This window comes from Spirosoma litoris (assembly GCF_054776755.1).
This window is the reverse complement of record NZ_BAAHBI010000075.1, coordinates 89274-109261: the sequence shown is the minus strand read 5'-3', so window position 1 is coordinate 109261 and position 19988 is coordinate 89274. Positions and strand designations below refer to the sequence as shown.

At 46.4% G+C, this 19988-nt stretch carries 15 protein-coding genes; 12 read left to right on the top strand and 3 right to left on the bottom strand.

Translation table 11 applies throughout. The features are described 5' to 3' along the window. Positions 1-2: 2 nt before the first annotated feature. Entirely contained in the window at positions 3-1037 is a 1035-nt protein-coding gene (gene proB, locus ACYVGR_RS35695) for a glutamate 5-kinase (RefSeq protein WP_460965401.1), read from the bottom strand. Between the two features lie 98 nt (positions 1038-1135). Further along, the gene (aat, locus tag ACYVGR_RS35690) at positions 1136-1744 is read right to left on the bottom strand and encodes a leucyl/phenylalanyl-tRNA--protein transferase (protein WP_460965400.1); all 609 of its coding nucleotides are present in this window, start codon (positions 1742-1744) and stop codon (positions 1136-1138) included. 134 nt (positions 1745-1878) lie between these two features. On the opposite strand from aat, the gene ACYVGR_RS35685 reads away from it, so the two are divergent. The 12 genes from ACYVGR_RS35685 to ACYVGR_RS35630 all read left to right on the top strand — a co-directional run bounded on the left by ACYVGR_RS35685 (position 1879) and on the right by ACYVGR_RS35630 (position 19343). Further along, the gene (locus tag ACYVGR_RS35685) at positions 1879-2790 is read left to right on the top strand and encodes a dihydrodipicolinate synthase family protein (protein ID WP_460965398.1); all 912 of its coding nucleotides are present in this window, start codon (positions 1879-1881) and stop codon (positions 2788-2790) included. Between the two features lie 72 nt (positions 2791-2862). Then, positions 2863-3867: a 4-hydroxyproline epimerase gene (locus ACYVGR_RS35680; RefSeq protein ID WP_460965396.1), complete on the top strand. Its 1005-nt coding sequence runs from the start codon at positions 2863-2865 to the stop codon at positions 3865-3867. A gap of 83 nt (positions 3868-3950) precedes the next feature. Next, positions 3951-5198 (top strand): NAD(P)/FAD-dependent oxidoreductase, encoded by a 1248-nt coding sequence (locus ACYVGR_RS35675; protein WP_460965395.1) that lies wholly within the window; start codon positions 3951-3953, stop codon positions 5196-5198. A gap of 66 nt (positions 5199-5264) precedes the next feature. Then, entirely contained in the window at positions 5265-6821 is a 1557-nt protein-coding gene (locus ACYVGR_RS35670; protein WP_460965393.1) for an aldehyde dehydrogenase (NADP(+)), read from the top strand. Positions 6822-7094: 273 nt separating this feature from the next. Then, positions 7095-7946, top strand: coding sequence for a glycoside hydrolase family 16 protein (locus ACYVGR_RS35665; RefSeq protein WP_460965391.1), 852 nt, complete (start codon positions 7095-7097; stop codon positions 7944-7946). Positions 7947-8080: 134 nt separating this feature from the next. After that, positions 8081-9787, top strand: coding sequence for a GH39 family glycosyl hydrolase (locus ACYVGR_RS35660; RefSeq protein ID WP_460965389.1), 1707 nt, complete (start codon positions 8081-8083; stop codon positions 9785-9787). Between the two features lie 104 nt (positions 9788-9891). Then, a complete protein-coding gene (locus ACYVGR_RS35655; RefSeq protein WP_460965387.1) occupies positions 9892-11883 on the top strand; it encodes a transglutaminase domain-containing protein in 1992 nt (663 codons plus the stop codon). A 47-nt stretch (positions 11884-11930) separates the two neighbouring features. Beyond that, entirely contained in the window at positions 11931-13958 is a 2028-nt protein-coding gene (locus ACYVGR_RS35650; protein ID WP_460965385.1) for a transglutaminase domain-containing protein, read from the top strand. Positions 13959-13960: 2 nt separating this feature from the next. Next, a complete protein-coding gene (locus ACYVGR_RS35645; RefSeq protein WP_460965383.1) occupies positions 13961-15871 on the top strand; it encodes a DUF3857 domain-containing transglutaminase family protein in 1911 nt (636 codons plus the stop codon). A gap of 53 nt (positions 15872-15924) precedes the next feature. After that, positions 15925-16542 (top strand): hypothetical protein, encoded by a 618-nt coding sequence (locus ACYVGR_RS35640; RefSeq protein WP_460965382.1) that lies wholly within the window; start codon positions 15925-15927, stop codon positions 16540-16542. 118 nt (positions 16543-16660) lie between these two features. Next, positions 16661-17686: a DUF6807 domain-containing protein gene (locus ACYVGR_RS35635; RefSeq protein WP_460965380.1), complete on the top strand. Its 1026-nt coding sequence runs from the start codon at positions 16661-16663 to the stop codon at positions 17684-17686. A 145-nt stretch (positions 17687-17831) separates the two neighbouring features. Beyond that, a complete protein-coding gene (locus ACYVGR_RS35630; RefSeq protein ID WP_460965378.1) occupies positions 17832-19343 on the top strand; it encodes a hypothetical protein in 1512 nt (503 codons plus the stop codon). Positions 19344-19451: 108 nt separating this feature from the next. On the opposite strand, the gene ACYVGR_RS35625 is transcribed toward ACYVGR_RS35630, so the two are convergent. Next, positions 19452-19847 (bottom strand): hypothetical protein, encoded by a 396-nt coding sequence (locus ACYVGR_RS35625; protein WP_460965376.1) that lies wholly within the window; start codon positions 19845-19847, stop codon positions 19452-19454. Positions 19848-19988 lie beyond the last annotated feature (141 nt).

Below are 19988 nucleotides of genomic sequence, written 5' to 3'. Positions count from 1 at the left end.
AATTACAAAAGTACAATATCATTCGCATTGGCAACCTCAACATTTTGCTGATTAAGCTGTTGCGATAATTCTTCCGATGAAATTCGCGCTCGGGCTACAGCTATCGTTTCCTGGTCTTCATCTAGAATATCCACCATTTCGCCAGCTGTAAATTCATCGAGCACTGTTCGTACACCCACTGCCAATAAACTCTTACGTTGTTTCAACGCGCGTACAGCACCGGTATCAATCTGGACACGCCCAACGGCTAAACTACCGCTGGCTAACCATCGATTTCGCGCAGAGGGGGCTATTGGATGGGGTGTAAACTCGGTACCTATCTCTCCTCGTAAGGCCCGACCGATGCCATCTGGTTCGTTTAGTCCGAAAATAACGACACGAACGCCCATTCGGGTAGCGAGTTTGGCGAACGTTAACTTAGAGGCCATTCCGCCCAAACCTAATGATGACTTATCGGTCCGGACAACGCCAAAGACACTTTCGTCGAACTCAACAACCTGACGGATAATTTTTCCATCGGCATCCAATAAACCACCTACCGATGTGCAAAGCATTAGCGCTTCAGCTCCGAAGCCCACAGCGATCAGTGTTGCTAATTCATCATTATCGGAAAACTTCAATTCACGATTACTAACTACATCGTTCTCGTTGGCAATCGGAATCAGGTCATTGGCCCACAGCTCTTCATACGTCTGCTTTAATTGCAGAAACTGGTCGCGACTGGCAAAGTGATGACGCTCGCAAAGGCTTTGCGCAATGGAAATGCCATATATGGAAAAGAAACGAGAGTATTGATTGAGTAATAAAAGATTACCAACTGCCGCAGCGGCTTTACGCTGGGTAATATCGCCTTTATAATCCCGGATTAAAGACTTTCCGGCACCCACTGCTCCCGACGAAACAAGCACAATACGATAGTGAGGATGCAACGCAGCCACCTGTCGGGCAATATCGACCATAACGGGTTCATTGGGCTCGCCGGTAGGTTTTGTAATCGAAGCAGTCCCAAACTTCAGGACAAGAACTGGTTTTGACATGCGGGCAAAGATAGGGATTTACCGTTTTGGGTATACGGTTTTTGGTTTTCGGTGGGCTGGGTAAGTCCAACTTACAGCAACCAAAAACCGTGATTTACCTAAACCTTTTCAGAGATCAGAGCGGCAAAACGGACTTTTTGTTTGAGGGCCGTCTTCAATTGCCGGAGGTAGTCGGCTTTGGGAATTTCAATAGCGCCGTATCGCCGAACATTGTCGTTAATGAACTGCGTGTCAAGCAACGTAAACTTTTGTTGGCGTAGGATCAGGATTAAATTATGGAAGGCTACTTTAGAGGAATTACTAACGGCACTAAACATCGATTCACCGAAAAAAGCCGAGCCTAGCGCCACGCCGTATAAACCACCTACTAGCCGATTGTCTATATACGTCTCAACGCTATGAGCCAACCCCATGTGGTGTAGTTCGGTGTAGGCGTCAATAATTTCGTCGGAAATCCAGACGCTATCATCTTCCGAACGAGGCTTCGAGCAGGCGCGCATGACGTCAGAAAAGGCTGTATTGATACGGATTTCGAACTGATTTCGGTTCAGAACTGGGCGAAGTGATTTAGCCGGTTTATAACTATGGATAGGAATAATAGCCCGAGGATCAGGGGCATACCAATAAAGCGTACCGTCGGCGTCGGCCATTGGGAAAATCCCGTTTATGTACCCGTAAATCAGGTCATCAGCGGTTAGCTTATTCATGAAAACTGTAAATGTGTCGTATACAAATATAGAAAAGGTGAAAATAGTACCACAATATACTAATTCTCGGTATTTGCATTTTACCTGAAATACAGAACTTTGATCGACTGAATTTAATCAACCGACTATACCGCATGAACGTCTCTGTGCAATGGGAAGGTGTGTATCCCGCTTTATTGACTCCATTTACGGCCGATGATCAACTCGATCTGCCTCTTTTTGAAAAAAATCTGCAGGCTCAGCTCGATGCAGGTGTACATGGGTTTATCATTGGCGGCTCTTTGGGAGAAGCCAGTACGCTGCTGAACGAGGAGCGAATCGAATTACTGAAATCGGGCTTGGCGGTTAGTGATGGAAAAGTGCCAGTCTTGGTGAATATCGCGGAACAGGCTACGAAACAAGCCATTGCCCGAGCCCACGAAGCGGAAGCCAATGGAGCAGACGGACTTATGCTCCTGCCCCCGATGCGTTACCCTGCTGATTCCCGTGAGACGGTTACGTATTTTAAATCAGTAGCGCAGGAAACGTCGTTACCGATCATGATCTACAATAATCCCTACGATTATAAGATCATGACAACCGTAGCCATGTTTCACGAATTGGCTGAACTGCCTAACATTCAGGCCGTAAAAGAATCGACGCGCGATCTGACTAATGTAACGCGGATGCGGAATGCCTTTGGTGATCGCTACAAACTGCTGGGCGGTGTTGATACGCTGGCGCTGGAAGCACTGCTGCTCGGCTGCGATGGCTGGGTTGGTGGTCTGGTCGATGCGTTTCCTGTAGAAACCGTTGCTATTTATGAATTAGCCAAAGCGGGTCAGGTAGCCGAAGCCTTGGAAATCTACCGCTGGTTTATGCCCTTGCTCGAACTGGACATTCATCCAAAACTAGTCCAATATATCAAGCTGGCTGCTACAGCAACTGGCCTGGGTTCAGAATATGTACGTGCACCACGCCTGCCACTCATCGGTGCCGAGCGTGAGCAAGTACTTGAGGTGATTCAAACGGCTTTGGCGAAGCGACCAATTATTAATGTAGAGTGAAGAATGAAAAGTGAAGAATAAAGGCGATATCAATTATTCTTCACTTTTCATTCTTCATTCTTCACTGAAAACATGGCTGAATTTCATTTTTTCTGTATTGACGCCCATACCTGTGGCAATCCGGTGCGGGTTGTTACGGGGGGGAGTATTCCGTTTTTGCAGGGCGGAAACATGAGCGAAAAACGTCAGCATTTTCTGCGCGACTACGACTGGATTCGGAAGGGACTCATGTTTGAACCCCGTGGCCACGATATGATGTCGGGGAGTATTCTGTATCCGCCTACTGATCCTGCCAATGACGCGGGTGTGTTGTTTATTGAGACTTCGGGGTGTTTGCCGATGTGTGGACATGGGACTATCGGTACCGTAACGGTGGCCATCGAGCAAAACCTGATTACGCCCAAAACACCCGGAGTCCTTAATCTCGAAGTACCCGCCGGATTGGTTCGGGCAGAATACAAGCAGGAGGGGCGGAAGGTCACTTCGGTGAAGATCACGAACATCAAATCGTATCTGGCGGCTGAAAAACTGACGGTCGAATGCCCTGATCTGGGTCCGCTCACTGTCGATGTGGCGTACGGAGGAAACTTCTATGCGATTGTCGACCCACAGCCCAATTTCCCCGGTCTGGAGCATTACAAAGCGGAGCAGCTTATCGGCTGGGCGCGTACGATGCGTGAGCGAATGAATGAGCAATACACATTTGTTCACCCCGAAAATCCAACCATCAACGGGCTGAGTCATATCCTCTGGACGGGTAAACCACTGAAAGAAACGTCTACCGCCCGAAATGCCGTTTTCTATGGTGACAAAGCCATCGATCGTTCGCCTTGTGGAACCGGTACATCGGCCCGAATGGCACAGTGGTATGCGCAGGGGCGACTGAAACCGGGCGATACGTTTGTACACGAAAGTATCATCGGGTCAATTTTCAACGGACGTATCGAGCAGGAAACTGAATTGGCCAATCGGCCCGCCATTGTGCCAAGCATTGAAGGCTGGGCCCGGATTCACGGTTACAATCACATTATCCTCGACGAAGACGATCCGTACGTGTTTGGTTTTCAGGTTATTTAAAAATGAGTGAAAGAGCGAAAGAGTGAAAGAGCGATTGCTCTGGACAGCACTCATTCACTCTTTCGCTCTTTCACTCTTTAAAAATGTCACATATTGGTATTGTAGGGGGAGGAATTGTTGGGCTGTGCTCTGCTTATTACCTGCACAAAGCGGGGCATCGAGTAACGCTGTTCGATCAGGGGCCTATTGCCGATGGTTGCTCGTTTGGTAATGCGGGCATGATTGTACCTAGTCACATTATTCCACTGGCCCAGCCGGGTATGATTGCCAAAGGAATGCGCTGGATGTTGAAATCGACCAGCCCATTTTATGTCAAACCACGCCTGAACGCCGATTTACTGCGTTGGGGCTGGCTCTTCTATCGCCATTCGACACCCGAACACGTAGAGCGTTCAATTCCTGTCTTACGCGATCTCAGCTTGTTGAGCAAAACACTTTATCAGGATTTGGCCGCCAATGGCGATTTAGCTTTTGAGTGGCAGGAGCGGGGTTTGCTCATGCTTTACAAAACCGCGTCGGCCGAGCATGAAATGGCCGAAGAAGCTGAAGTAGCCAATCATGCGGGTATCGAAGCACGCGTACTCAACGGCCAGCAGGTACAGGATCTGGAGCCCAATACGCGGGTCGATGTACGGGGAGGTATTTTATATCCCGGCGATGCACATCTGAATCCGAACGAATTGATTCGGTCATTAGTAGCTTATCTACGTCAGGCTGGCGTTGCCATTCTGGAAAATCATACTGTTACCGGCTTCGTAAAAACAGGTTCACAGGTAACAGCTGTGCACACATCGCAGGGTGATTATGCTGTCGATGCGGTTGTTGTGGCAGGTGGAGCGTGGTCTCCCACAATCGCTCGTCAGCTAGATATAAACCTATCCTTACAGGGCGGAAAAGGATACAGCTTTATGATTCGGAACGTAATGAATAATGTTCGGGTACCGGCTATCATGCTCGAAGCCCGTGCTACAGCGACGCCTATGGGAGCCGATCTTCGTTTCGCGGGAACCCTCGAAGTGGCTGGCACCGATATGACGGTAAATATGAATCGGGTACGTGGTATCGTTCAGTCGATTAACAATTATTACCCAGATATAGCAGTTGGTATGCCAGCAGTCGATACGGTTTGGCGTGGCTTACGTCCCTGCTCACCCGATGGGTTGCCGTACATTGGCCGGACAGAGCGCTATGACAATGTTGTGCTAGCCACAGGACATGGCATGATGGGATTGAGTTTAGGGCCAGCTACCGGCAAATTAGTAAGCGAACTGTTGACCGATTCGGTTAGAAGCATGGATATTACCGCTTTTAAACCGGAACGTTTCGCTTGATAAAGTGTTCCTGAAAAACGGGCTATTTTTGTCCCGATTATTTATAACATTCACCTGCCTGTCGTTATGACAAACTCCCTTACAACTCCCGTTACCGAATTATTTCAAGGCATTAATCCAGCTACTGGCGAGTCATTGCCAGGCCAATTTAACGAAGCAACCACGAACGAAGTGGCACAGGCCTGTGAGCGAGCTGCCGAAGCGTTTACAGAGTACCGTAAGAAATCGGGCGCAGAGAAAGCCGCTTTTCTGGAAAAAATTGCTTCCGAAATCGAAGCGCTGGGCGATGAATTATTAACGAGAGCACAAGCAGAATCGGGGCTGCCATTGGCTCGCCTGACTGGTGAGCGTGGCCGTACAACTGGCCAGCTTCGCCTGTTTGCTGAATATCTACGCGAAGGTTCTTGGGTGGAGGCCCGTATTGATACCGCTTTGCCCGACCGCCAGCCTTTGCCTCGGCCAGATTTGCGGCAGATGCTGCGTCCGTTGGGACCTGTTGGCGTATTTGGAGCCAGTAATTTTCCATTGGCGTTTTCAGTCGCGGGTGGCGATACCGCGTCGGCGCTGGCAGCTGGTTGCCCAGTTGTTGTAAAAGGTCATCCAGCTCATCCGGGTACATCGCAACTGGTTGGCGATGCTATTAGTCGGGCGGTTGTTGCCTGTGGATTGCCCGCTGGCACATTTTCACTGGTGCAGGGACGAACGATAGCTGTAGGGATGGCCATTGTCGAGCATCCGGCTATTAAGGCTATTGGATTTACGGGTTCATTCCGGGGGGGGAAAGCCTTGTTCGATGCGGCATCCCGCCGTCCCGAACCGATTCCTGTCTATGCCGAAATGGGCAGTACGAATCCCGTTTTCTTTCTGCCTCAATTACTTAAAGAAAAAGGCGGAGCGCTGGCACAGAGCTTTGTGGGGTCGATTACCCTGGGTGTTGGACAATTCTGTACGAATCCGGGTCTGGCTGTGGTTGAGCAATCGCCAGAGGCCGATTCGTTTATACAAGCAACGGCTCAGGGTATAACTAATAGTCAACCCGCAACGATGCTCACGCAAGGTATTCAAAAAGCGTTTACAACAGGTATTGATAAATTAACGGCTGCCGAAGGGGTGGAAATCGTTGGACAGGCTACGTCTACCGAGAGCTTTGCCAATGGTACGCCAACACTGCTGAAAACCTCTGCCGAAGCCTTGCTGGCCAACCCGGTTCTTGCCGAAGAGGTGTTTGGACCAAGCAGCGTTCTGGTCGAAGCAACTGGCCGTGAGCAACTACTGGCTGTAGCGCGGGGGCTGGAAGGCCACTTGACGGCTACGGTGTGGGGCACTGATGCCGAATTGCTGGAGTATGCCGACCTCCTCGAAATTCTGGAACAGAAAGTAGGGCGGTTGTTGATTAACGGTTTCCCAACGGGTGTTGAAGTCAGTCATGCTATGCAACATGGCGGCCCATATCCGGCAACCACGGATTCCCGCTCTACGTCAGTCGGTACAAATGCTATCTTACGCTTCGCCCGGCCAGTCTGCTACCAGAACTTCCCTGATGCGCTGCTCCCCGACGAGTTGAAAGCGGCCAATCCGCTGAACATCTGGCGCCTGGTCGACGGAAAACGCGTGAATGCGTAAAAGAGTATTAAAATACAGAGAGCACAGAATCTTATCATTACTAATGTAAAAAACTCTGTGTTCTCTGTACCTCTGTGTTTAGAACATAAGCAATCAAGCAAATTTAGACTCAATCATTTTTATACTGCCTGTGTGACCCCGATGGGACGGTCGGCCGCTGCCGTCAAATGTTTATAGCAAATAGAGTCTTTCTATAAACATTTGACGGCAGCGGCCGACCGTCCCATCGGGGTCATACCAAATGCTATCCAATCTAATTCTGCGTGATTGCTTATGACCCGATTAACTCTTCTTTTGACTGTTCTTACAATAGCTACACTTAACGGCTTCGGCCAATCTGCTCAATCATCTACTCACTCAGATAAAGACTGGAAATTAGTTTGGGCTGATGAATTTGAAACGGCTGGACCGCCCAATCCGGAGAACTGGAAATTCGAAACGGGTTTTGTACGGAATCATGAAATTCAGTGGTATCAGCCAGACAATGCCCACTGCGAAAATGGTTTTTTGATCATTGAAGGACGTCGCGAGCAAAAGCCCAATCCAACGTATCAGGCCAATAGCTCCAACTGGCAAACCAACAGGCCAACTATTGACTATACGTCTTCCAGCTTGCATACCAATGGATTGCACAGTTGGCAATATGGTCGGTTTGAGATACGAGGACGAATTGAAACCAAGTCGGGTCTATGGCCCGCTTTCTGGACATTAGGCGTGAAAGGGGAATGGCCTTCCAACGGCGAAATCGACATTATGGAGTATTATCGGAATATGCTTCTGGCCAATGTTGCCTGGGCAACCGGTAAACGCTACACCGCTGAATGGCGCAGTACTAAAAGGCCAATGTCTTTTTTTAACGATCCTGACTGGTCGACGAAATTTCATGTATGGCGTATGGATTGGGACGAGACCGCCATTCGACTCTATGTCGATGATACCTTGTTAACTGAGGTTATGCTTTCGGAAACCATCAATAAAGATGGGACGAGTATAAATCCGTTTCGCCAGCCTCATTATCTACTAGTCAACCTGGCCATTGGTGGCGATAATGGGGGCGATCCATCGACAACTCCATTTCCCAGCCGGTACGAGATTGATTATGTACGGGTTTATCAGAAACAATAACCCGCTGATTCTTACGATCCGTCTGGTTTATTATGATTTTAAAAATGAGCAGTAGATGATTATAGCTATCAGGCTTGATCTTACCAATCATAAAAATCTGCGTTCTATACCCTTAACAAGAGCTTATCTACTACATGATGCAACGGAAACGGACTGCCCGATTAGTATTTACATTCCTAAGTGCATGCGTACTCAACGCCAGTTGGGCGCAAGTTGCCCCGCAAAAACCCGTTGCCATCGAGGTCGATTTGTCTGTCGATAAAGGGCCGATTAAACCTATCTGGGCGTGGTTTGGCTACGACGAACCGAACTACACCTACATGAAAGATGGTAAGAAATTGCTTACCGAAATTTCACAGTTGAGCAAGGTGCCGGTCAATGTTCGGGCGCATAGTCTGCTGGTTACGGGTGATGGAAAGGCAGCCCTAAAATGGGGATCGACCAATGCCTATACTGAGGACAAAAAAGGAAACCCAGTTTACGATTGGACGATTGTCGATAAAATCTTTGATACGTATATAGAACGCGGTATGAAGCCCATTGCCCAGATTGGTTTCATGCCAGAAGCACTCTCAACGCATCCACAGCCTTATCGGCACTACTGGAAACCTGGCGATAACTACAACGATATTTATACAGGCTGGGCGTATCCACCGAAGGATTACGCCAAATGGGGAGAACTGGTGTATCAATGGGTAAAGCATTCCGTTAGCCGGTACGGCCAGAAAGAAGTAGAAAGCTGGTATTGGGAGCTATGGAATGAACCCAATATTAGTTACTGGAAAGGCACTAGCGAAGAATACATCAAACTCTATGATTACACAGCCGATGCCGTAAAACGCGCCTTGCCAACGGCTAAAGTAGGTGGCCCTGAAGTGACTGGCCCCAATTGGGATGTATCAGCCAAGTTTTTTAGAGCCTTCATGGATCATGTCGTAAGTGGTAAAAACTACGTAACAGGTAAAACGGGCACCCCCATTGATTTCATCACGTTTCACGCCAAAGGTGCACCAAAGCTGGTGAATGGAGCCGTTCAGATGAATATGGGCACGCAACTTCGCGACATCGACAAAGGCTTTGAAATTGTGGCCTCTTATCCGACTCTGAAACACTTGCCGATTATCATTGGCGAATCTGATCCCGAAGGCTGTGCGGCCTGTTCGGAGGATTTGCATCCGCAGAATGCCTATCGGAATGGAACTATGTATTCAAGCTACACCGCAGCGTCCTTTGCCCGAAAATATGATCTGGCGCAGGCTCGTGGTGTCAATCTGGAAGGGGCTGTTACCTGGGCTTTCGAATTTGAAGATCAAGCCTGGTTTCGGGGGTTTCGGGATCTGGCGACCAATGGCGTCGATAAGCCCGTGCTGAATGTATTTCGAATGTTTGGTATGATGCAGGGCAATCGGGTAGCGGTAAAAGGCGGCCTCGCGTACGATTATGCCCGAATTCGGGATCAGAGTGTCCGAGCTGAAGACGATATCAATGCTTTTGCAACGAAAGATGCGAAAACAGCCTCGGTTATGGTCTGGAATTACCATGATGATAATTTACCCGCTCCTGATGCCCCTGTATCCGTTCAGGTAAAAGGCGTTCCGGTATCCAAAGTCCTGCTGCAGCATTACCGAATCGATAAGCAGTTTAGTAACTCCTACGAGGCCTGGAAAAAGATGGGCTCGCCCAAAAGCCCGACGCCTGAGCAGATAACTGAATTAGAAAAGGCAGGCCAATTGCAATTGCTTACATCACCCGAGTGGATTACAGTGAAAGATGGTGTCGTAAATCTGAAAATGGAATTGCCTCGCCAGGGTGTCTCGCTGCTGAAATTTTCGTGGGAATAGTATCGTATAGCAGATAACCTACCCAACTTCATTTTGAGCGTTGGCGGTATCTGACGAAACGATTATCTTGCCGCGTTAATTGATTTTTAATTTACCCACCATTGATGTTCACTTTCCTGTCCCGCCACCGTTTGGCCGTGTTTGCTACGGCCTGTTTTCTGCTTTGGAGTGGTTTAGGTATTGCTCAGAAACCCGTTGATACACCTCCTGATATCAAATTTGGGAAAATAACCCCAGATCAATTTGCCAGTAAATCCGCTGATTCGACAGCTGAGGCTGTAGTGCTATATCAATATGGTGAATCGTATTTTGACGTTAATGTGAGCGATTTATGGATAGTATGCCAATATCACGTCAGGTTACAGATTCGTAAAAAATCAGCTTATGATCGGGCAATTATTCAATTACCCGTGCGTCGTGGTTTAGCTGGTCAGCACGAACATATCTCGGCCTTTGATGGCTATACATTTAATCTCACAGATGGAAACGTAACGACTGATAGGCTGAATAAGGCAGGACATTTTACTGAAAAAGTATCAGAACAGGTTTTTGTGGAAAAATATACTTTCCCTAACATTCGAGAAGGGTCTATTATTGATTATCAATACACAACTCGTACACCTTTCAATGTAAGCCACAATCCTCAGACCTGGCGATTTCAGCAAGATATACCCGTGAATTGGAGCGAGTATCGTGTCGCTATTCCTGATTTTTTTTACTATCAGATAGTGCAAAGTGGCTATTTTGACGTGATGGCTAATGAATATAAATCGTCTTCATTAGTAACCTATCGATTTGCTGCAAAAGATGTTCCTGCTTTTAAAAATGAGGTTTATTCTACAACTGCTGAAGACTATTTGGCTAAGGTAGATTTTGAACTAGCCAGTTATCAATTACCTGGTGGAATGTTACATAATTTTTTGGTTGGCTGGCCCGCGTTTGATAAAACATTGCTCGATGATGCCAGTTTTGGTGGGCAAATTAAACATGCGAGCTTCCTGAGAGATAAGGCAAAATTGCTGCTTACTGAACATGCTGACACACTAGGACGCATACGAGCGGCTTATGATTTTATTCGTCATACTGTAAAATGGAATAATGAATCAGCAATTTGGTCTCGAAACATTAAAAAAGTATTGGATGACAAAAAAGGCGATGCGGCTGATATCAATCTACTATTGATTGCCCTCCTTCGGGAAATGAATATTGATGCAAATCCTGTGATTTTAAGTACACGATCACATGGCCGAATGGACGATAATTATCCATTGATTAAGAAATTCAACTATGTGGTAGCTCATGTCTGGCTAGGTGGAAAAGATGTGCTTTTAGATGCAACCGACGATCTTTTGGTACCGGGTATGTTGCCCATTCATTGCCTGAATGGAAAGGGCCGACTAATTCATCCAACTAAAGCTCGCTTTATATCACTCTATCCATCAGAACGTGATATTGAAGTCTATACAGGTGCATTTACGCTCAATGCTAATGGTGAAGTGACAGGAAAACTTAATCGTTCACAAGGCGGCTATAGTGGATGGAGTGCTCGTAGAAAGTTTGCCAGTGAAGGAAAAGCGAAATACTTGGAAAGTATTCAAAAAAATCGCCCTAGCTGGCTAATAGAACAAGCCGATTTTGCAAAAACGGACGTAAAAACGAGCGCTTTCAACGTAGTTTATACAATTGCTGTCCCTGAAGCATGTACCAAAACTGAGGATCGACTTTATTTCCGGCCTATGCTGACAGAAGCGCATATGGCGAATCCGTTTAAGGAACTCAAGCGACTTTATCCTGTCGATTTTGCTGTGCCAATTGAAGAGACCTTCACAGCCACTTACACCTTACCTACTGGCTTTCAGGTTGAAGAAATGCCTAAACCTATTTCTATGGCACTACCTAACGATGGGGGGCGATTTTTATATCAGGTGTCTACGAATGCTGAAAATCAGCTTCAGGTTATCAGTCGTATTCAACTGCGTCGTTCGGTATATCTTGCTGAAGAGTATGAAACTTTACGAGAGCTATTTAGCCAAATTGTCGCTAAACATGCCGAACAGGTTGTCTTGAAACGAGGAACGATTGCTGATAAAAAGTAATCGTTTAGCAATCGCATTTTCAGTGATTTACTATATATCCACCACTCATGTTTTCACTCCAATTATGCCGCCGTTTTTCGGGGCTAACTATTGTCTTTTTGCTTGCCGTCGCACCACTAACGTTTGCCCAGAAAGCCCCTGATCCGGCTCCACGCGTCAAATTCGGAGTTGTGACTCCTGATCAGTTTGTAAATGCCGTCGCTGATTCAACCGCAGAGGCCGTAGTCCTGTATGATTATGGCGAAGCATCTTTTGAGACGGAGTCAGGCCATATATGGTTGAAGGTCACTTGCCATGTGCGAACAAAAATCGCTAAGAAATCAGCTTATGGCCGAGCTACCATTCAACTGTCTACACGACGGGGCAACTCGGGCCAACACGAATTTATCTCTGATTTTGATGGCTATACCTACAACAATAACAACGGCGATATTTCGATTGACCAGCTAGCCAAATCAGGTCATTTCACCGAAAAAGCGTCTAATGACTTTTGGATGGAAAAATATACGCTTCCAAATGTTCATGAAGGTTCCATTATCGAATATCGATACACACGACATACGCCCTTCAGTATAAATTACAATCCACAAACGTGGCGATTTCAGCAAAATGTACCTGTTAAATGGAGCGAGTATCGGATTACCATACCCGATTATTTTTATTACAAAATGCTTCAGAGCGGCTATATACCCTTGTTGGTAAATGAACGCAACACAGCGTATGTAGATCTGTTTCCGGGCGAGAATGGGGCTTCAGCCTCTGTTTATCGGTTTGCCATGAAGGATATTCCCGCTTTCCGCGATGAAGCTTACGTAATCAATGATGAAGATTACCTGGCAAAAATCGAATTTGAATTAGCCCGATACCAACGACCAGGGCAGCAAACGCAGGATTTTTCGGTGAACTGGCCTGATCTGGACCGGACATTACTGGAGCATTCCAATTTTGGTGGTCAGATTAAACGAGCTGGTTTTCTTCGAGAAACGGCTAAAACATTGCTCAGTCAGCATGCCGATACACTCGGGCGAATCACGGCCGCGTATGAGTTCATTCAGAAAAATATCAAGTGGAATAATGAGGCCGGATTGGTAGCCTCACAGGATTTGAAGAGAGTATTCGATAACAAAAAAGGCGATGCGGCCGATATCAATCTGATGCTCGTTGCCCTCCTTAGGGAGATGGATATTGACGCCAATCCGGTGATTTTGAGTACCCGAGATCACGGCCGTATTAATGAGGCTTATGCGTTGATTAAGAAATTCAACTATGTGGTGGCGCAGGTTTGGGTTGGCGGCAAAGATATGCTCTTGGATGCAACCGACGATTTCCTGGTGCCGGGTATGTTACCCCTGCATAGCCTGAACCAGACTGGTCGGCTTGTGCATGTAAAAAAAGCTCGTTTTGTATCGCTCGTTCCGGTAGAGCGTGATATTGAAGCCTATACGGGAACATTTACCCTGGATGAGGAAGGGGAGCTATCCGGGACTCTCCGGCATTCGCATGGTGGGTACGATGCACTAAGCGCTCGAAAATCGTTTACAACTGACGGGAAAACGAAGTACTTGGACGGTATTCGTAAAAAACAGCCTGCGTGGCAAATTGAAAAGGCCGAATTTTCGGGAACCGACGTTAAAAGCAGCGCCTTCAACGAAGATTACACATTAACTATTCCGGAAGCTTGCGGACGGGCTGGGGATCGCCTTTATTTCCGGCCTATGATTACGCAGGCGCACACTATCAATCCGTTTAAAGAGTCGGAGCGAGTTTATCCGGTCGATTTTGGCGTGCAGAACGAAGAGACTTTTATCGCCACCTATACACTGCCCCAGGGGTTTACAGTCGAAGAAATGCCCAAGCCTGTTTCTATGGTTTTGCCCGAAAATGGCGGTCGATTTATTTATCAGGTTTCGGTTAACGACGCGAACAAACTTCAGGTTATCAGTCGGATTCTACTCCGCAAACCGATGTTCTATGCTGGCGAATATGGACCGTTACGGGAACTGTTCAGCCGAATTGTAGCGAAGCATGCTGAGCAGGTTGTCTTGAAACGGGGAGTAATTGCGGATAAAAAATAGGTATGAAGAACTTTTTTCTGGCTTTGCTGCTAACAAGTCAGGTGGCTTGGGCACAAATCGATTATAAAGCAGCGTCTATTCCCGCCACATTGAAAGAAAATGCGCACGCGGTGGTTCGTCGGCACGAAACGGTATTTGCCGTAAAATCACCAGGAGAAGCTGCTCAACGGGAATATACGGTGGTTACTGTACTGGATAAAGAAGGCGATGGGCAGGCAACGAAAGTGGTAGGCTATGATAAGCTTTCGAAAATAACCAATATGGAAGGGGCGCTTTATGACGCCGACGGGAAGCTGATTAAGAAGCTGAAGAAAGCCGACATTAGCGATTACAGCACCTATTCCGATTATAATCTTTTCGATGATCAGCGGATGAAAGCCGCGGCTTTCCCGAAGCAACCCAGTTATCCCTACACCGTAGAATTTCTGGTCGAGACAACTGAGCGGAACCTGATGTTTTACCCAACCTGGGTACCACAATCTGGGCAGCACTTGTCTGTTGAACAGGCAACGTATACAGTAACATTGCCGCCAACGATGGCGTTGCGCTATAAAGAAATGAATCTGCCAGCACCTGGAGTCGTTTCGTCGTCTCCCGATGGCGGGAAAACCTATACCTGGACGTTGGCAAACCAACCAGCTCTTGAGTTTGAACCTTTGTCTCCTCCTGCGCGAGAACAGGTGCCAATTGTTTATACGGCTCCTACGGATTTTGAGGTGCAGAGTTACAAAGGAAAAATAACGACCTGGAATGATTTAGGGAAATTTTACCATACCCTGAATGAAGGCCGAGATCAAATTCCTGATGATTTACGGCAACGGGTACTGGAGTTGACGAAAACGGAATCAACTACACGTGAAAAAGTACAGAAACTGTATAAGTTTTTACAGGATCATACCCGTTACGTTAGTGTTCAGCTAGGTATTGGAGGCTGGCAAACCATTGAAGCCGATAAGGTAGCTGCCAGTAAATACGGTGATTGCAAAGCGCTGACCAATTATACTAAGGCATTGTTAAAAGCTGTTGGCGTGACCGCCTATCCAGCGCTGGTTCGGGCCGGGGGTGATGAACCGGATGCGTTAGCCGATTTTCCAAGCTTCCAGTTTAATCACGTTATCCTGTGCGTACCTGACGGGCGTGATACGCTTTTTCTGGAGTGCACAAGCGGAAACAGTCCAGCAGGTTATGTTAGTGATTTTACGGGTAACCGACACGCATTGCTTATTATGCCCGATGGCAGTCGGTTAGTAAAAACGCCTTCCTATAAATCGACCGATAACCGGCAGCAACGGCATATTACGGTCAAGGTTACTGAACAGGGCGATGCCACTGCCGATGTTCAAACCCGATATACGGGCCTCCAGCAAGATGCTTATGTCGACGCGCTTCATCACCTTAATCGTGATGATCAGCGTAGCTGGCTACTCAAACGCATTCGTATACCCGCTTTTGAGTTAAACACATTTGGCTATAAAGAAGAGCCTGGAATCATTCCGGCAGTCACCGAGAGCCTTGCACTAGATGTTCGTCAATGGGCAACGATCAGCGGTAGTCGGCTGTTTCTACCGCTTAACCTGATGTCGGCTCTCTCGCCCGCAACGCCACTAACGCAGGCGCGCAAAACACCCGTTGATTTAGGAACGAACTACGATTTTGATGATAGTGATACTATTTCCTATCAGCTTCCTAAAGGCTATACGCCTGAATTCAAATTAGCTCCGGTAGCGATAGAATCCAAATTTGGGCGATATACTGCAGAGTTAACAATTAACGGTGACCAGATCACGTATGTCCGTCATATAACTATGCATGGTGGAAAATTTCCGGCCACCGCTTATGCCGAATGGGTTGATTTCCGGAAGAAGGTAGCTAAAGCAGACCGGACACAAATGGTATTCGTTAAAAACAATTAAACCAAACCCTTTTCGTACTGTCGAATGTTTATACAAAAAGGACTAAGTCAACTATGAAAAAAGCACTTGTTATACTACTGGCAGCATTGCCCCTATTGTTCAGCCAATGTAGTGTCAATAACCAGATTTCTCAGGCCAAAACGCTTGGCGCTTGCCGTTATACGATTGCTTCTGCCGATAGCATTTATCTGGCAGGCATTGATGTTCGGCAACTACGGAAGGTAGAGGATATTAACCCCGCTCAGTATCCTCGTTTGGCAGCAGGCTTACTTACAAGGAATGTTCCTCTGAATGCCCGGCTGAATATTGATATTACCAACCCAACCAACAAACTGGCTGGAATCAATCAACTGGAATACCGGATTCTGTTAGCTGGACAAGAGTTGTTCAACGGTTTTTTGAATCAGCGTATCGAAGTGCAACCCGGTGGTGGCCGTACGCGCGTTCCGGTTCAGTTGAACACCAACGCGTATCAGTTGCTTACAGACAGTAAGACGCGTGATGCTTTTACGCAATTGGTACAAAACCTATCGGGTGCAAGTGGAACCCAGCCTTCTAAACTGACGATTAAGATTAAACCAACGTTGGATTTGCTGGGTAAGCAGGTGAATTATCCAGGGTATATCACGATTGATCAGGATGTAACAAATAAAATTTTATTAGGTAATTAAGCGGCTTTATATCTTTGTATTCAGTAGCAAACAAATCGCCCCAGCTTCTTAGTTTGGGGCGATTTGTTTGCGTTTCCTTTATCCTTTCGATTCCTACTTTTGACTAACTAATTAGCTGATGCGTTACTATTTCATTGCGTTCTTCCTTTTCAGTACGATCCTTGCCAGCCGAGCCCAATCGAATCAGATTCAACTGACTCACGACGAAGCCCAGAAACGTATTTCTGTAATAGTCGATGGAAAGCCATTTACCGCCTACATTTATCCAGGACCGACAGTGTTGAAAAAGCCGGTTCTGTATCCCATTCTGTCGGCAGGAGGAAACTTTATTACGCGAGGCTGGCCACTCGATCCCCGACCTGATGAGCGAGTCGATCACCCTCACCATGTGGGTATGTGGTTTAACTATGGTGATGTGAATGGCCACGATTTCTGGAATAACTCCATTCAGGTTGGCGCCGATCATAAAGGTCCATTTGGCACCATTGTTCATACTGGCGTAAAATCCATGAAAAGTGGGAAAGGGAAAGCTACTTTAGTAGTCACTGCCGATTGGCTCGATAAAGATGGCAAAGCAATGCTTCAGGAAACAACTACCTATGAATTCCTGGCTACCGCAGCTAATCGTACAATTGAACGAATTACAACCCTGAAAGCGACCGACAAAGAGGTTGTTTTTAAAGACAATAAAGAAGGAATGATTGCTTTGCGCGTTGCCCGCCAACTTGAGCAGCCCTCTACTAAGCCGGAGGTTTTTACTGATGCGCAAGGTGTGGAGACCAAAGTGCCTATATTGAATAATAAAGGCGTAACAGGTTTATATCATAGCAGCGAAGGTATAGAGGGCGACGCCGTCTGGGGAACACGGGCGCAATGGGTGAAATTAACGGGTACCATAAATGGAGAAGACCTTTCTGTTGTTTTATTTGACCATGCCAAAAATGTAGGCTACCCAACGTATTGGCATGCTCGGGGATATGGTTTGTTTGCCGCTAACCCATTAGGAGTTTCAGTGATGAGCAGCGGTAAGGCGCCAGCTCTGAATTACTCATTGCCAGCAGGTCAGAGCGTTACGTTCCGTCATCGGCTGTTAATTCAATCTGGCAAACTTGTAGATGCTGATTTGAGTCGATTAAATAAATAGTTAACCAATAACGAAAAATGTTAATTTATTTGTGCGAAAATCATTTGGCATATTATTTGTAAACACCAAATTAGTATACCAAATCGTGCTGGTTTATATGACCCACATGTCACTTAGTAAGTTCTTGCATTGGCGTTTTTTATTCTTGGTAATCTTTCTGGGGTCACCAATACTACTAAAGGCTCAACTTCGTAGCTCATCTTCTAGCCTACGTACATCGTCATCAACGCGCATAGGAGCCTTTGCCGATGGATTACTAACGATTGAGAATTCGCAGATTAAAGTAGGTATTAATACAAATGCTGGTGGTGCCATTACATACCTTACCTTCGTAAATGATCATGGTGGGCTTGTTAAGACGCAGAACATGGTTAGCAACCCTGTCATTGGTGGGCGCACTGATCTTGGTCGGCAAATACAGGTAGGGCTCTACGGAGGGCCCTATGATTACTCACAAAATGGGAACCCCGCCTGGACTGGTCTTGGCTGGAATCCAATTCAGGCGGGTGATGTAAATTTTAATCCCTCGCAGGTATTGCTGGTTGAAAAGCAAGATAATCTACTACATACTAAAACCGTCCCTAAGCAGTTTGCCTTTAACAATGAGCCTGGCGAAGCTACTATAGAACACTGGGTTCGTTTAGATGGGAATGTGGTAAAGGTGCACGTAAAAGTCGAATTATCTCGATCTGATAAAACACAATACGAGGCTCGTCAGCAAGAATTTCCCTGTGTGTATTTGACGGGAGACTATCATAATATGTGGCTCTATAAGGGTGCAAGCCCCTATACTAACGGCTCACTTTCATTAGAGCGGATACAGCCTCCAAGTACCATGCTTTTTGGGGATGTTTTTCCTACCGAGCCCTGGATGGCATCTACCAATGATAATGGCTATGGAGTTGGCCTATATTCACCAGGTAATTATGAATTTAAAAGAGGGTATTTCGGATCTGATTTAGGGGGCGATGAAACGAGTACCGTAGCTTCCTATATTGCCGCTACGAATAAGGTCATATTTGATTATAATCTAGTACATGAATGGGATTACGAATTGATCTTAGGACATTTAAATGATATTCGTTCCTACGTTTATAACAAGACCCACTCACCTGCAGGCCCTAATTTTCTTTTTGATACATCAAGAAAAGGTTGGACTTATTATCATGTAACAGATACAGGCTGGCCGATTGCGGGAAAATTGCATATGCTGCTTGATGATGCAACAAATGCGCGCGTTTTGTCTCCATTCGTTTTCTGGAAAGGGCGCAACAATCCGAAAATTTATTTGAAGGCCGCGTTTAACACCCAAAGCGATAAATTCCGGCTCAAATGGCGCCGAAGCGATGATGTAACACTCTATGGCACAGGCGATCGAATAATGGAGTTCCCGGTCATTAACGATGGGAAATATCATATCTATACAATTGATTTGAGTTCAAATGATGATTGGCTCAATGCCAATATTGGGCAAATTGCTTTTGAACCAGTTTCGGATAAAGCACAACCGAATGCCTGGGCTGAGTTTGCCTGGGTTGCTTCAACCATCGATGGCCCTACCGTAGAAGCAACTGATCCACCTGCACCCTGTGTACCAGGCTGTGCGTTGGTTGGCGTAAAGAAAATCCAATATATCCCTTCAAATCGGAAACGATAAGCGAATTCTGGCAAATAGAAAGCTATTCGTTATACAACAGAAAAAGGGTTAATTAACAGGGAGGCCTCCCTGTTAATTAACCCTTTTTCTGTTGTATAAGATGCCTGTTTAGTTCAAATGAACTAACGATGAGCGATAAACGCGCCCATCGAGCGATTTCATCCACGAGCGTAGAGTCTGACTTTCTGTTGTAGCACGGCCAAGCTCGTTATCAATCTGACGGAGCAGGAAGAATAATTGATGAACATGTTGCCACTGCTCTGCCAACTGATTAACGTTTACAGACTCAGACTTATGCTGACGAGCTGACTGCGTTAATTGGCGTAAGCTCATTTTAAGATGATAGCGAAGGATAATCAACCGACTGGCCATGGGCAACTCCTTAGGATTGCGTTCCATGTGCGATATACTTTTAGCTAAGACATTATTACGTTGCTGAAGTTGATCGGATACAAGCATCCAGGCATACTCAGCTTGAAGAGATTCGTAAGTTAAGTTTGGCATGAGGATCAGTACAATACGGTTTATCAACAAATATAATAAAATGATAATTTATTTAATAGGTCAAAACTTTACTCAGGCAAATTTTTATTGGCTAATCCAGGCTTATACGAAATATACGTCTCAGGATAACAATAAAGGAAG

What these genes read in the sequence shown, in the direction of transcription:
- ACYVGR_RS35645 (WP_460965383.1), top strand. Translation starts at nt 13,961, where the DNA reads ATGAAGAACTTTTTTCTGGCTTTGCTGCTAACAAGTCAGGTGGCTTGG.
- ACYVGR_RS35650 (WP_460965385.1), top strand. Translation starts at nt 11,931, where the DNA reads ATGTTTTCACTCCAATTATGCCGCCGTTTTTCGGGGCTAACTATTGTC.
- ACYVGR_RS35675 (WP_460965395.1), top strand. Translation starts at nt 3,951, where the DNA reads ATGTCACATATTGGTATTGTAGGGGGAGGAATTGTTGGGCTGTGCTCT.
- ACYVGR_RS35640 (WP_460965382.1), top strand. Translation starts at nt 15,925, where the DNA reads ATGAAAAAAGCACTTGTTATACTACTGGCAGCATTGCCCCTATTGTTC.
- ACYVGR_RS35665 (WP_460965391.1), top strand. Translation starts at nt 7,095, where the DNA reads ATGACCCGATTAACTCTTCTTTTGACTGTTCTTACAATAGCTACACTT.
- ACYVGR_RS35635 (WP_460965380.1), top strand. Translation starts at nt 16,661, where the DNA reads ATGCGTTACTATTTCATTGCGTTCTTCCTTTTCAGTACGATCCTTGCC.
- ACYVGR_RS35625 (WP_460965376.1), bottom strand. Translation starts at nt 19,847, where the DNA reads ATGCCAAACTTAACTTACGAATCTCTTCAAGCTGAGTATGCCTGGATG.
- ACYVGR_RS35655 (WP_460965387.1), top strand. Translation starts at nt 9,892, where the DNA reads ATGTTCACTTTCCTGTCCCGCCACCGTTTGGCCGTGTTTGCTACGGCC.
- ACYVGR_RS35670 (WP_460965393.1), top strand. Translation starts at nt 5,265, where the DNA reads ATGACAAACTCCCTTACAACTCCCGTTACCGAATTATTTCAAGGCATT.
- ACYVGR_RS35680 (WP_460965396.1), top strand. Translation starts at nt 2,863, where the DNA reads ATGGCTGAATTTCATTTTTTCTGTATTGACGCCCATACCTGTGGCAAT.
- proB (WP_460965401.1), bottom strand. Translation starts at nt 1,037, where the DNA reads ATGTCAAAACCAGTTCTTGTCCTGAAGTTTGGGACTGCTTCGATTACA.
- ACYVGR_RS35660 (WP_460965389.1), top strand. Translation starts at nt 8,081, where the DNA reads ATGATGCAACGGAAACGGACTGCCCGATTAGTATTTACATTCCTAAGT.
- aat (WP_460965400.1), bottom strand. Translation starts at nt 1,744, where the DNA reads ATGAATAAGCTAACCGCTGATGACCTGATTTACGGGTACATAAACGGG.
- ACYVGR_RS35685 (WP_460965398.1), top strand. Translation starts at nt 1,879, where the DNA reads ATGAACGTCTCTGTGCAATGGGAAGGTGTGTATCCCGCTTTATTGACT.